This window comes from Actinomycetospora cinnamomea (assembly GCF_003096675.1).
GTDB lineage: Bacteria > Actinomycetota > Actinomycetes > Mycobacteriales > Pseudonocardiaceae > Actinomycetospora > Actinomycetospora cinnamomea.
Genome location: NZ_QEKW01000011.1, coordinates 110,503 through 123,375, shown reverse-complemented (window position 1 = coordinate 123,375; position 12,873 = coordinate 110,503). Strand labels below are relative to the sequence as shown.

General features: G+C 75.0%; 13 protein-coding genes and 1 pseudogene. 7 read left to right on the top strand and 7 right to left on the bottom strand.

Annotated features, from left to right (window positions below; translation table 11 throughout):
• Positions 1-232 precede the first annotated feature (232 nt).
• Both C8D89_RS19540 and C8D89_RS19535 read left to right on the top strand, forming a co-directional pair.
• Positions 233-607 (top strand): transglycosylase family protein, encoded by a 375-nt coding sequence (locus tag C8D89_RS19540; protein WP_116709791.1) that lies wholly within the window; start codon positions 233-235, stop codon positions 605-607.
• Between the two features lie 133 nt (positions 608-740).
• Positions 741-2,384 (top strand): FAD-binding dehydrogenase, encoded by a 1,644-nt coding sequence (locus C8D89_RS19535; protein ID WP_116709790.1) that lies wholly within the window; start codon positions 741-743, stop codon positions 2,382-2,384.
• 304 nt (positions 2,385-2,688) lie between these two features.
• Here C8D89_RS19535 and C8D89_RS30430 read toward each other — a convergent pair.
• From C8D89_RS30430 to C8D89_RS19520, 3 genes and pseudogenes are all read right to left on the bottom strand, one after another.
• Positions 2,689-2,886: pseudogene (locus C8D89_RS30430) on the bottom strand (NAD-dependent epimerase/dehydratase family protein); the annotation flags it as partial.
• Between the two features lie 533 nt (positions 2,887-3,419).
• Positions 3,420-4,121 (bottom strand): carbon-nitrogen hydrolase family protein, encoded by a 702-nt coding sequence (locus C8D89_RS19525; RefSeq protein WP_116709852.1) that lies wholly within the window; start codon positions 4,119-4,121, stop codon positions 3,420-3,422.
• A 223-nt stretch (positions 4,122-4,344) separates the two neighbouring features.
• Positions 4,345-4,791, bottom strand: coding sequence for a hypothetical protein (locus C8D89_RS19520; protein WP_133251976.1), 447 nt, complete (start codon positions 4,789-4,791; stop codon positions 4,345-4,347).
• 87 nt (positions 4,792-4,878) lie between these two features.
• On the opposite strand from C8D89_RS19520, the gene C8D89_RS19515 reads away from it, so the two are divergent.
• Positions 4,879-5,871, top strand: a complete 993-nt coding sequence (locus C8D89_RS19515) for an aldo/keto reductase (RefSeq protein ID WP_116709787.1) — start codon at positions 4,879-4,881, stop codon at positions 5,869-5,871.
• A gap of 187 nt (positions 5,872-6,058) precedes the next feature.
• Here the strand turns inward: C8D89_RS19515 and C8D89_RS19510 are convergent, their stop codons facing one another.
• Both C8D89_RS19510 and C8D89_RS19505 read right to left on the bottom strand, forming a co-directional pair.
• A complete protein-coding gene (locus C8D89_RS19510) occupies positions 6,059-7,114 on the bottom strand; it encodes an alpha/beta hydrolase (protein WP_243418254.1) in 1,056 nt (351 codons plus the stop codon).
• 12 nt (positions 7,115-7,126) lie between these two features.
• Entirely contained in the window at positions 7,127-7,411 is a 285-nt protein-coding gene (locus tag C8D89_RS19505) for a DUF3253 domain-containing protein (RefSeq protein WP_207787318.1), read from the bottom strand.
• A gap of 64 nt (positions 7,412-7,475) precedes the next feature.
• Between C8D89_RS19505 and C8D89_RS19500 the strand changes: the two genes are divergently transcribed.
• Positions 7,476-7,910, top strand: a complete 435-nt coding sequence (locus C8D89_RS19500; RefSeq protein ID WP_207787317.1) for an SRPBCC family protein — start codon at positions 7,476-7,478, stop codon at positions 7,908-7,910.
• On the opposite strand, the gene C8D89_RS19495 is transcribed toward C8D89_RS19500, so the two are convergent.
• Together C8D89_RS19495 and C8D89_RS19490 are read right to left on the bottom strand one after the other, a co-directional pair.
• A complete protein-coding gene (locus tag C8D89_RS19495) occupies positions 7,907-9,133 on the bottom strand; it encodes a CaiB/BaiF CoA transferase family protein (protein ID WP_116709784.1) in 1,227 nt (408 codons plus the stop codon). The genes C8D89_RS19500 and C8D89_RS19495 overlap by 4 nt on opposite strands.
• Positions 9,130-9,624, bottom strand: a complete 495-nt coding sequence (locus C8D89_RS19490; protein WP_116709783.1) for a flavin reductase family protein — start codon at positions 9,622-9,624, stop codon at positions 9,130-9,132. The genes C8D89_RS19495 and C8D89_RS19490 overlap by 4 nt, the downstream gene beginning before the upstream one ends.
• Before the next feature lie 245 nt (positions 9,625-9,869).
• Here C8D89_RS19490 and C8D89_RS19485 point away from each other — a divergent pair, with 245 nt between their 5' ends.
• Genes C8D89_RS19485 through C8D89_RS19475 form a run of 3 tightly spaced genes read left to right on the top strand, consistent with a single transcriptional unit; the run spans position 9,870 to position 12,834 of the window.
• Positions 9,870-10,757 (top strand): dioxygenase family protein, encoded by an 888-nt coding sequence (locus C8D89_RS19485; RefSeq protein WP_116709782.1) that lies wholly within the window; start codon positions 9,870-9,872, stop codon positions 10,755-10,757.
• 2 nt (positions 10,758-10,759) lie between these two features.
• Entirely contained in the window at positions 10,760-11,737 is a 978-nt protein-coding gene (locus C8D89_RS19480; RefSeq protein ID WP_116709781.1) for a LysR family transcriptional regulator, read from the top strand.
• A complete protein-coding gene (locus C8D89_RS19475) occupies positions 11,734-12,834 on the top strand; it encodes a mandelate racemase/muconate lactonizing enzyme family protein (RefSeq protein ID WP_116709780.1) in 1,101 nt (366 codons plus the stop codon). The genes C8D89_RS19480 and C8D89_RS19475 overlap by 4 nt, the downstream gene beginning before the upstream one ends.
• Positions 12,835-12,873: the final 39 nt, after the last annotated feature.

Sequence of the window (12,873 nt, the reverse complement as noted above, 5' to 3'; positions counted from 1 at the left end):
CGTTCGCCGCCGAACGCGGCCGGGTGACCACTCACCGCGACACCCACTCGGCGCGGTCGTCACGGCTTGTCACTAAAGGTCTCGGTTCGGTTACGGTCGCTTCCGCGTCGACCCGCTCCCCAGCACTCCCCCGGGCGACGCACGGGTCGCCCCGCGGGGCCCCGTCCGCCACCCGGGTCGGCCGCGCCGCGGCCGGCCTCCGAGACCGAACCCCGAACGGATCGGAGTCCCGATGTCTGGCCGTCACCACCTGCCGTCGACCCCCTCCCGCCCCGTGCTGCGCGCGGGTGTCCTCGCGACCGCCGCGGTCACCGGCCCGCTCGCGGTCGCCGGGACCGCCGTGGCCGCGCCGGCGGCGTCGTCGAGCACCTGGGACGAGCTCGCCATGTGCGAGAGCACCCAGAACTGGGAGGCCGACACCGGGAACGGGTTCAAGGGCGGACTGCAGTTCACCGACTCGACCTGGGAGGAGTTCGGCGGCGAGCAGTACGCCGAGGCCGCCGACGAGGCCTCCCGCTCCGAGCAGATCGCCGTCGCCCGAAAGGTGCAGGACGAGCAGGGCTGGAACGCCTGGCCGACCTGCTCGCAGGAGCTCGGCCTGCAGTAGCCCCCCGGCCCACCCGCGGGGTGCTCGCACCCGGGGTGCGTCCGCACACGGGGTGTGCGAGCAATGCGGCTTTGCTGGCGTCTGACGCCAGAAACGCCGCATCCTCGACACCCGAGCTGCCACGATGTCGGGCATGCCCGACGCCGACGTCATCGTGGTCGGAGCCGGCCTCGCCGGTCTCGTCGCCACCGCCGAGCTCGCCGACGCCGGACGCCGCGTGCTCGTGCTCGACCAAGAGCCCGAGGCGTCGCTCGGCGGGCAGGCGTGGTGGTCCTTCGGCGGCCTGTTCCTCGTCGACAGCCCCGAGCAGCGCCGCCTGCGCGTGCGCGACTCCGTCGACCTCGCCTGGTCGGACTGGACCTCCAGCGCCGGCTTCGACCGTCCCGACGAGGATCGGTGGGGCCGCGAGTGGGCGCGCGCCTACGTCGAGTGGGCCGCCGGCGAGAAGCGGGCGTGGCTGCACGCCATGGGAGTGCGCTTCTTTCCCGTGGTCGGCTGGGCCGAGCGCGGCGGGGCGTCGGCCACCGGGCACGGCAACTCGGTGCCCCGCTTCCACATCGTGTGGGGCACGGGGCCGGGCATCCTCGAGCCGTTCCTGCGCCGGGTCCGCGACGCCGTCGCCGACGGGCGCGTGGTCCTCCGCCACCGCCACCGCGTCGACGCGCTGGAGGTCACCGCCGGCGCGGTGACCGGGGTGTCGGGCGCGGTGCTCGAGCCCTCCGAGGTCGCCCGCGGCGAGTCGAGCTCACGCACGGCGATCGGCACCTTCGCGCTGACCGCCGACGCCGTCGTCGTCACCTCCGGCGGCATCGGCGGCGACCACGACGCCGTGCGCCGCCACTGGCCCGAGCGCCTCGGCCCGCCGCCGCAGCACATGATCAGCGGGGTGCCCGCCCACGTCGACGGGCGCATGATCGGCATCAGCGAGGACGCCGGCGCCCGCGTGGTCAACCGCGACCGGATGTGGCACTACACCGAGGGGATCGTCAACCACTCCCCGGTCTGGCCGCTGCACGGCATCCGCATCCTGCCCGGCCCGTCGTCGCTGTGGTTCGACGCCGAGGGGCGCCGCCTGCCGCCGCCGCTGTGGCCGGGCTTCGACACGCTCGCGACGCTCGCGCACATCCGGCGCACCGGGCACGACCACACCTGGTTCGTGCTGACCCAGCGCATCCTCGAGAAGGAGTTCGCGCTCTCGGGCTCCGAGCAGAACCCCGACTTCACCGGTCGCGACATCCGCCTGACGCTCCAGCGCGTCCGGCCCGGGCCCACCGAGCCGGTCGCCGCGTTCCAGCGCGCCGGCGAGGACTTCGTCCAGGCCGACTCGCTGGGCGAACTGGTCGACCGCATGAACGCCCTCACCCCGACACCGCTGCTCGACAAGGACGGCCTGGAGCGCGAGGTCCTGGCCCGCGACGCCGAGCTGGCCAACGGCTACGGCAAGGACGGCCAGCTCGCCGCCGTCCGGGCCGCGCGCGCCTACCTCGGCGACCGCCTCGTTCGCGTCGCGCCGCCGCACCGCATCCTCGACCCCGAGGCCGGCCCGCTCGTCGCGGTCAAGCTGCACCTCCTGACCCGCAAGACCCTCGGCGGGCTCTGGACCGACCTCGACGGGCGGGTGCTGCGCCCGGACGGGTCGGTGTTCCCCGGGCTGTACGCCGCCGGTGAGGCCGCGGGCTTCGGCGGCGGCGGGGTGCACGGCTACCGCTCGCTGGAGGGCACGTTCCTGGGCGGCTGCCTGTTCTCGGGACGTCAGGTGGGGCGGGCGCTGGCCTGAGCGAGCGCCGTCTCGTCGGCACGGGCGTCGTCGGCGGTCCAGGTCGCCTCGGGCGGCGGGTGGTCGAGGTGCCAGCGCACCGACTCGGCCACCCGGGCCGCGGGGTCGCCCGGCGCCCAGCCGAGCAGCTCCTGGGCCCGGCCACCGACATCAGCAGGTGCTGCGCGGGGGCCGCGGTGAGCGCCAGGTCGGGCGGCAGCACCTCGTCGGGGACACGGACGAGCTCGGCGTCCGACCCGGCGGCGGCGAGGATCTGCTCGATCCAGGTGCGGACCGGCCAGACGAGCGTCTCACCGAGGTTCACCGCGAGCCCGTCGGCGGCACGGGTGTCGAGGGCGGCGAGCACGCCGGTGGCGACGTCGTCGACGTGGGCGCGGGTCCACAGGAGGTCCCCGGCACCGACCGGGATGCGGGTCCGCCCGGCGCGCAACCGGCGCAGGACGAGGTCCTCGCGGCGCTGCCGGTCGTGCGGGCCGTAGACCACCGGGAGCCGCAGGATCACCGCGTCGCGGGCGAGCCAGCGTTCCTCCACGTCGAGCTTGTCGTAGTCGTCGGGCACCCCGTCCAGCCCGAGACCCCGGTACGGGTGTCGCTCCCGGCGCAGCCCGGCGTCCTCGTCGATCGGCACGGGCGCCTCGCAGCGACCGGTCCGCAGGCCGGTGAAGGCCTGGTAGACGTCCTGGCTCGACAGCACGACCGCGGGCACGTCGGGCAGCGCCGGGAGCACGGCGTCGACGTCGCGGGCGGTGAGCGGGAAGCTGTCCACGACGGCGTCGGGGCCGAAGTCCCGCAGCCGGGCGCGGTGCTCGGCCAGGTGCTGGCGGTCGGCATGCAGGTGCTGCGACCCGTCCCCGCCCTCGGGCTCGCCGCGGCCGCGGTGAACCACCAGCACCTCGTCGCCGCGGGCGCGCAGCCGCTCGACCACCCGTCGCCCGAGGAACCACGTCCCACCGAGGACCACGATCCGCACGGCACCGAGCCTCGCAGCTCCGCCCGGGCGCGCGGGGGACGTTCCGCTGCGGGCGAACCTCGGGCTCAGCTCAGGACGGCTCGCACGATCGCGCCGGGCGCCGGCCCCGCACGAGAGATGGACAGGCCGCTGGGCGCCCAGATGGCCGAGGCACCCGCGGTCCGGTCGAAGCCCTCACCGGTCGGGCCGGCGAAGCCGGCGAACACGACGAAGGCGTCGCAGGCGCGTGCGATGACGGTGGCCCGGGCTTCTTGTTCGGGGAGCTCGTCGGCGTGGTGCACGAGTCCGGCGACATAGACGTCGACGTCGAGGGCGGCGGTGCCGGCGGTGTGCCGGGCGGCGCCGGTGTCCTTGCAGATGCCGAGCCCGACGCGCCAGCCGTCGATCTCGAGCACGGCCGGCCCGGACCCGGCGACGAAGTGTTCCGGTTCGCGGCCACCCAGCCAGGTCTTGTGGTACGCCACCCTCGCTCCCGCGCCGTCCACGGCGAGCACGGCGATGAAGCGCCCCTCCGGCTCTTCCACCGGTGCACCGGCCAGCGCGAGCGTGCCGGCATCACCGCAGGCGGCGACCAGCGGGGTGAGCACCGGGTCGTCGCAGTCCACCGCGTCGGCATCGAGCTCGTACCCGGTCAGTGACAGCTCGGGGAACACCACCACCCGCGCCCGCGCGGCGCGCACGGCCGCGGCGTGGGTAGCGACATTGGACGCGGGGTCGCGGGCCTGGCAGGCGGGCTGGGCCGCGGCGACGGTCAACGATCTGCCCACGGCGTTCATCGTCGCCGAACGGTGTCCCGCCGACGTCGCCGAGCGCTCGATCGGCTCGGTGATCGCCGCGGGCATCTCCGCCGGCCGGGTGCTCCACGCGCCGTCCGGCGGCGAGGGGGGCGACGTCCTCGAGGAGGGTGGCGGCCGACCACGGCGTGTCGTGCGAGCGAGGATGTGGCGATCCTGGCGTTGAACGCCAGCAAAGCCGCATTGCTCGCACACCTCAGCGCGTCGACGTCCCCCGCCGCCGTCGTTGCAGCAGCACCATCGCGGCGACGACGGCGAGCAGGATGCCCGCGCCGGCGAGCAGCCGGGTGGTGGTGCTCCCCGAGCCGGTGTCGGCGACGGTGAGCGTCGCGGTCAGGGGCCGGTCCCCGCAGGTCGCGGTCACGGTGACCGGGCCGGGCGCGGCGTCCGGCGCGACGGTGATCGTCGAGAAGACGGCCCAGGGCTGGTGGCCCTCGGGGTCGCGCTCCCACGGGCCGCCGGTGACCCCGGGCCCGGTGGCCGGTGCCGTCGTCGGCTCCTCGCAGCCCATCTGCGCCCGCACGGTGGCCCCGGGCGCGACCGGCGCGCCGTCGCCGACGACCAGGCCCGGGTCGGCGACCGCGCCCGGCCCGGCGGCCAGCGAGAGGACGAGGACCACGAGCACCGTCAGCACCACACGCACCCGGTCACCGTGCCAGGCCCGTCACGCCCCGCGGGTCAGCGTGAGGCCACACGTTCAGGGCACCGTGGCCCGGGGCAGCCACGCGGCATGGAGCAACGAATCCTCGGCGGCCAGGGCCTGCGCGTCTCCGCGCTGGGCCTGGGCTGCATGGGCATGACCTTCGCCTACGGCGGTCAGGACGACGCCGAGTCGCGCGCGACGCTCGAGCGCGCCCTCGAGCTCGGCGTCACCTTCTTCGACACCGCCGACATGTACGGCCCGCACACCAACGAGGAGCTGCTCGGTTCGGTGCTGGGCCCGCGGCGCGACGAGGTCGTCATCGCCACCAAGTTCGGCAACGAGATCGGCCCCGACGGCCAGGGCACCGGGCGGGTCAACGGGCGCCCCGACTACCTGCGCGGGCAGATCGACGGCTCGCTGCAGCGCCTGCGCACCGATCACGTCGACCTCTACTACCAGCACCGCGTCGACCCCGACGTCCCGATCGAGGAGACCTGGGGCGCGCTGGGCGAGCTCGTCACGGCCGGCAAGGTGCGCCACCTCGGCATCTCCGAGGCCGCCCCGGAGACCATCCGCCGCGCCCACGCCACCGCGCCGATGAGCGCCGTGCAGACCGAGTACTCGCTGTTCACCCGTGACGTCGAGGACAACGGCGTGCTCGCGGCGTGCCGCGAGCTGGGCATCGGCTTCGTGCCCTACAGCCCGATCGGCCGCGGCTTCCTCGCGGGCACGATCCGCTCCACCGAGGATCTGCCGGAGGGCGACTGGCGCCGCAACTCGCCGCGGTTCCAGGGCGAGGCGCTGCAGGCCAACCTGCGGGTGCTCGACGAGGTGAACGCGCTGGCCGAGCGCAAGGGCGTCAGCCCGACCCAGCTCGCGCTCGCGTGGGTGCTGGCCCAGGGGGAGGACATCGTCCCCATCCCCGGCACCAAGCGCCGTCGCTACCTCGAGGAGAACGTCGGCGCGGTCGACGTGACCCTGACGAGCGAGGAGTTCGCAGCGATCGAGGAGGTCGCGCCCGTGGGTGTCGCCAGCGGCGAGCGCTACCCCGCCGCGGCGATGCAGACGCTCGACCACTGACTGTGAGGCTTTCTGGGCCGGTCCACGGTGTCGTGGTGGGCTGGCGGCGTTGGTGGCAGCCGTGACCCGAAATCTGACTGGCTGCGTGCCTTATAGGGGACGTGTCCGTCTGCTGCCTTCGGCGCCGGCCCGGCCGGGAGCAGCTGGCCTCCTACGTGCGTGATCTTCTGCGCTATAGCTCAGAAGATCACGCACGTGCGGCACGCAGCGCCAGGCCCGCGCGCAGGGCCGAGGCGGCGTCGAGCACGGCATCGCGGGCCGCCGGCACGAGGCCCGCGAAGCCCGCGTAGCCGTGCACGAGCCCGGGGAAGCGCCGCGACACGACCGGCACGCCGGCGCCGCGCAGCGCCGCCACGAGCTCCTCGCCCTCGTCGCGCAGCGGGTCGAAGCCGGCGGTCGCGACGTAGCAGGGCGGCATGATCGCGAGGTCCTGGGCCTCGAGCAGGCCGGTGGGCCGGATGACGTCGAGGCCGTCGGGCAGGTAGTAGCGCTCGAACACCTCGATGTCCGCGGTGCGTAGCCCGAAGCCCTCGGCGAACAGCTCCCGCGACCCGCCGACGCGCCCGGCGTCGGTCACCGGGTACAGCGCGAGCACGAACGCCGCGGTCTCCTCGCCGTGGCGGGCGAGCTGGTGCGCGGCGGTGAGCGCGAGGTTCGCCCCGGCCGAGTCCCCGCCCGCGGCCACCGACGTCGCGCGGAACTCCTCGCGGTGGGTCAGCACGTGGTGCAGTGCCGCCGCGGCGTCCGCCAGCCCCGCCGGGAACGGGTTCTCGGGCGCCAGCCGGTACTCCACCGACAGCACCCGGACCCCGGCCTGGTGCGCGAGTGCCCGGCACAGCGGCGCGCTCGAGGCGATGCTGCCCAGCGCGAACCCCCCGCCGTGGAAGTGCACGAGCATCCCGGCCGGCCCGTCGCCGACCTCGGCGGGCTCGTAGAGGCAGGCCGGCAGCGTGCCCGGCTCGTCACGTCCGGGCCCGACCGGCACCGGCAGCATCAGTTCGCGGGCGGTGACGCCGGGCGTGGCCGACCAGGCCAGTCCCGCCGCCCGGTCGGTGGCCCGTCGCTGCTCGACCAGCGACGGCTCGTCGCCCCCGGCGACCAGCCCGAGCAGGCGCAGCACGAGCTGCACGTCGAGGTCGAGGACCTGCCCGTCGCGGGTGACCGCGGGGCCGGCCAGCGCGCGCCGCGCGGGCGCCGGCAGGGCGATGAGGGCGCGCAGGATGCGCCGCAGGGCTCCGAACATCACCCGTCGAGCCTAGGATCGCCGATCGTCTCCCGGCCTCTCGACCGCGTCACTCGGGCGTCGCAGGCGGACCGGGCCGCGGGCCGTCGCGGGGTCGACGACCTCGCCGCGCTGGGTCATCTCGATCCGCCCGTCCGCGACGAGCCGGCCGGCGACGCGCCGGGCGTCCGGCACGAGCTCACACCAGCGTCCGGGGTCGACGCGCCGCGCGGCCTCGGACGGGCAGATCGTCGCTCCGGGCGCCCGGCGGTCGAGCAGCTCACCGATCGCGTCCTCGAGTGCCCGGTCACCACCCACGCCGACCGGATACCCACCCTCGGCACGGGGTAGTGGGGAGCTGACCGCCGTCGGAGGGAGACCCGTGAGCAAGCCGGTGACCAGGTCGATCGAGATCGACGCCCCCGTGTCGCGGGTCGTGGAGGTGATCTCGGACCTCGAGAACACCGACCGGTGGGCCAACGAGGCCAAGTCCGCCCGGGTCACCGAGCACGACGAGCACGGCCGCCCGGCGAAGATCGACGTGACGCTGGGCGCCATCGGGTTCACCACGACGTCGACCTACGCGGTGAGCTACACCGACGACGCGATCACCCTGACCTGCGTCGCGGGCAAGCTGATCGAGGAGAGCACGATCGCCTACCGCATCCACTCCCGGGGCGACGGCGGGTCCCGCGTGGAGATGTCCTCGACGATGGAGGTCACCGTCCCGGTGCCGCGATGGGGGCTCGAGCGCGCGATGGGCTCCAGCGCGGAGAAGAACCTGGCGTCGATCAAGAAGGACGCCGAGGCCTCCTAGACCACCTTCTCCTCGGCCAGGGCGGCGAGGTCGTCGGGCGACAGGCCGAGCTCGCCGTAGACCTCGGCGTTGTGGTGCCCCGGCACCGGCGGCCCGGCCCAGCGCACCGCGCCGGGTGTGGCCGAGAACGTCGGGACGACGCCCGGCCCCAGCACGTCCTCGTCGAACCGCTCGTCGTGGTGCGCCACGAGCATCCCCCGCGCGCGGAACTGCGGGTCGGCGACGATCTCGGCGGCCGTGTTGATCGGCCCGCAGATCACGCCGGCCTCGTCCAGCACGCGCCGCACCTCGTCGGCCGGCAGCGAGCCGACCCACGCGCCGACGAGCGCGTCCAGCTCGTCCTGGTGCACGCCGCGGGCGCGGTGGTCGGCGTAGCGGGGGTCGTCGGCGAGCTCGGGGCGGCCCATGGCCGCGCAGAGCCGGCGGAACACGGTGTCCTGGTTGGCCGCGACGACCAGCCACAGCGCGTCGGCGGTGCGGTAGACGTTGGACGGCGCGATCCCCTCGAGCCGCGTGCCGCCCGGCTGGCGCACACGGCCGAGCTTGTCGTACTCCGGGATCACCGACTCCAGCACCGACAGGCACGCCTCGGTGAGCGCGACGTCGACGACCTGGCCCTCACCGGTGACCGTCCGCCGGTGCAGCGCGGCGAGGATGCCCTGCACCGCGACCATCCCGGCCAGCGAGTCGCCCAGCGAGATCGCCATCCGCGGCGGCGCCTGCCCCGGGTAGCCGTTGATGTAGCGCAGCCCGGAGAGCGCCTCGGCGACCGAGGCGTAGCCGGCCTTCTCCGCGTACGGGCCGGTCTGCCCGTAGCCCGACACGCGCCCCAGGACGAGCCCCGGGTTCACCGCCGACAGCCGGTCCCAGCCCAGGTTCCAGCGCTCCAGGGTCCCGGGCCGGAAGTTCTCGACGACGACGTCGGCACCCTCGACCAGACGCAGGAAGATCTCCTGGCCGCGCTCCGAGCGCAGGTCGAGCGTGACGCAGCGCTTGTTGCGGGCGTGGACGGTCCACCACAGCCGGTGGCCCCGGTAGGACTCCTGGCCCCAGTCGCGCATGGGGTCCTGGCCGCCCGGCGGCTCGATCTTCACGACGTCCGCGCCGTAATCGGCGAGCAGCCGCCCCGCGAACGGTCCGGCGACGATCGTCCCGAGCTCGAGCACCCGGACGTCGGCGAGCGGGCCGCATCCGGCCGGGGCGCCACTCCGTGGCTCGCTCACTCCCCGGCCCCGACGGGGCTCGTGCGGGCGTAGCCGCCGCGGTGGAACACCAGTGGCGGGTCGCCGGGCGCGCCGAGGTCGTGCACGGCCCCGACGACGATGAGGTGGTCGCCGCCGTCGTGCACGGCGTACAGGGTGCAGTCGATCCAGGCGGTGGCCCCGTCGAGGATCGGCGAGCCCAGCCCGGAGGGGTGCCAGGCGACGCCGGCGAACTTGTCGCCGCCCGAGCGCGCGAACGTCGTCGAGAGCTCCTCCTGCTCGGCGGAGAGGACGTTGACGACGAAGCGGCCGGTCGCCTCGATCCGCGGCCAGCTCGACGAGGAGCGCCCGGGCAGCACGAGCACCAGCGGGGGGTCGAGGGAGAGCGAGGAGAACGACTGGCACGTGAAGCCCGCCGGCCCGTCCGGCGTCGTGCCGGTGACGATGGTGACGCCGCTGGGGAAGTGCCCCAGGACCTGCCGCATCGTCGAGGGATCCGTGCCCTCGCTCATGTCGCTGCCTCCCGGGAACGTCCCCGCCGCCCACGCCTCGGTGAGCGCCCTGCGTACCGCCGACCGTATTGCCCCCGTCGGTGCGCGGCACGCCGCCGTGTCGGCGCTCTCCCCCGCCCGCCAACTCAGATGCCCCACATCTCGATCGTTCTCGATTCGGCGCTTTCTCGTCCGGGATGGTCCGTGTCACGCTCGGGTGGCAGGCGGGTCATCGCCGAGCCACCACCACCCCTGCGGAGCGCCCCGTGACCACCACCGAGCACCAGTCCGTCCCCCCCACCTCCCCCTCGGCTGCCGTCACCGCCGGCGCCCACGCCACCGAGTCCGCACGCGCCGGTCTGTCCAACCTCCGCGGGCCCGCCGCCGGCGGCGCCGACCCGCAGCGCGTCGCGACCGTCGTCGGGGCCGCGCTCGAGGGCATCCGCGCCGCGATCCGCGACCACGAGGTCACCTACGCCGAGTTCGACGCGTTCAAGCAGTGGCTGATCGCCGTCAGCGACACCGGCGAGTGGCCCCTGTTCCTCGACGTCTACCTCGAGCACGAGGTCGAGAAGGTCGCCGCGCGCAGCCAGCAGGGCTCGGTCGGCACGATCCTCGGCCCGTTCTGGCTGCCCGACCAGGCGCAGCTCGACTCGCCCGCCACGCTGCCCATGCGCGAGGACGAGCCGGGCACGCCGATGATCCTGGTCGGCCAGGTGACCTCCACCGACGGCACCCCGCTGGCCGGCGCGACCGTCGACATCTGGCACACCGACGACGAGGGCTGGTACTCCGGCTTCGCCTCGAGGCCCCCGGCCGGCAACCTGCGCGGCGTCGTGCGGTGCGACGACCAGGGCCGCTACGAGCTCCACACCCGCAAGCCCGCGCCGTACACGATCCCGCTCGACGGGCCGACCGGACAGATGACCCAGGCCGCCGGGTGGAGCCCGTGGCGCCCCGCCCACATCCACCTGCTCGTCGCCGCCCCGGGCCACCGGACGCTGACCAGCCAGCTGTTCTTCACCGGCGACCCCTACCTGGGCAACGACGTCGCCTCGGCCGACAAGCCCGAGCTCACCCTCGACCCGCAGCCCACCGGCAACGGCGCCGAGATCCGCTCCGACCGGGACTTCGTGCTGGAGCCGGAGTCGTAGGCGTGGAGACGCGCCAGCTGCGCTACTTCGTCGCGGTCGCCGAGACGCGGCACTTCGGGCGGGCCGCCGAGCGGCTGCACATCGCCCAGTCGCCGCTGTCCCAGGCGATCCGGCAGCTCGAGTCGCAGCTCGGCGCCCCGCTGTTCGAGCGCACCACCCGGCGGGTCGACCTCACGGCCGCCGGGGAGGCGCTGCTGCCCGAGGCCGTGCGCATCCTCGCCTCGCTCGACGCGGCCCGCGACCAGGTGGGCCGTGTCGCGGCGGGCGCGCTGGGGCGCCTGCGGGTGGGCGCGACGGGGCTCGCGACGTACCGGTACGTCCCGGACCTCGTGCGCCGGCTGGCCGACGAGGCGCCCGGCCTCGAGCTGGCCTTCGTCACCGAGATGCTCACCCCGGCCCTCGAGGCGGCGCTCGCCGACCATCGCATCGACCTCGCCGTCCTGCGCGCGCCGGTGTCCGACCCCGCGATCGCGCGTCACGTCCTGGCCCGCGAGCACCTCGTCCTGGCCGTGCCCGCGGGACACCGGCTCGCCGTGGAGAGCGAGGGACGCCCCGGCTGCGTGCCGCGCAGCGAGGGACGCCCTCGCTGCGAGGACCCGGCGCCCACCCGGCTGGGCGACCTCGCCGACGAGGACTTCGTCGTCTACGCCCCGCCCGGGTCGGTGGTCGGCGAGGCGGCGGCGCGGGCGTGCCGGGCGGCGGGGTTCACACCCCGCCGCACGCACTCCGCCGACCAGACCTCGATCGTCCTGGCGCTCGTCTCCGCGGGCGCGGGCGTGGCGCTGCTGCCGTCCTCGGTGCTCGCGGTGGGCGTCGCCGGGGTGCGCTACCTCGAGATCGACGAGCCCCCATCTCCCGGCCACGACCCCGTCACCACCGACGTCGCCCTGGCCTGGCGCCGCGACGACCCGTCCCCCGCCCTGGCCCGGGCGCTCGCCGTCCTGTGCCGCCCCGACCAGCCCGGAGCCACCCGACCATGAAGATCACGAGCGTCGAGGCGATCCCCCTCGCCATCCCGTTCCGGCGGCCGTTCGCCTTCGCCAGCGGCACCGCCCACGCCGCCGACCACGTCCTCGTGCGGATCACCACCGACGACGGGCTGGTGGGGCACGGCGAGGCCCCGCCGCGGCCCTACACCTACGGCGAGACCGCGTACTCCATCGTCGCCGCCGTGCACGAGCTGTTCGCGCCCCTGCTCGTCGGCGCCGACCCCTTCGCCCGCGAGCGCCTCCGCGCCGAGATGGGACGGACCGTCGCCAACAACACCGCGCGCGGCGCGATCGACGTCGCGCTGTGGGACCTCATCGGCCAGGCCTGCGGCCAACCCGTGCACGTGCTGCTCGGGCACGCCGCCGACGAGGTGGCCGTCGCGCACATGATCGGGCTGGGGACGCCGGCGGCCATGGTCGCCGACGCCGTCGAGATGCGCGACGAGTACGGGGTGGAGGCGTTCAAGGTCAAGGTCGGGCGGGACCTCGCCCAGGACATGGCCGTGGTGCGGGCACTGCGCCAGGAGCTCGGCGACGCCGTCGAGCTGTACGCCGACGCCAACCGCGGCTGGGACGCCGACACCGCGATCGTCGCCGCCCGCCGGCTCGCCGACTTCCACGTCACGATGCTCGAGGAGCCCAACCCCGCCGACGACGTCCTCGGCCGCCGCCGGATCGTGCGCGCGAGCCCGATCCCGGTGGTCGGCGACGAGTCGACGATCACCCTCGGCGGGGTCGCCCGCTCGCTGCTCGACGGCGACGCCGAGGCCATCAGCGTCAAGGTCGCGCGCACGGGCTTCACCGAGTCCGCCAAGATCGTCGGGCTGTGCGAGGGGCTCGGCGTGGCCACGGTCGTCGGCAACCAGATCGACGGGATGCTCGGCACCGTCGCCTCGACCGCCCTCGCCTGCGGGCTGCGGAGCCTGGCCCGCCACCCCGTGGAGGTCACCAACTTCCTGGTGATGACCGACGACGTCCTGACCGAACCGCCGGTGATCGCCGAGGGCCGCGCCGCCGCCCGCCAGGGCCCGGGCCTCGGGGTCGCGATCGACCCCGACAAGCTGGCGCACTACCGCGCCGACCGCTAGACCGGACGGGCCAGTGCTCCTGTCAGCGGTGGGCCACCG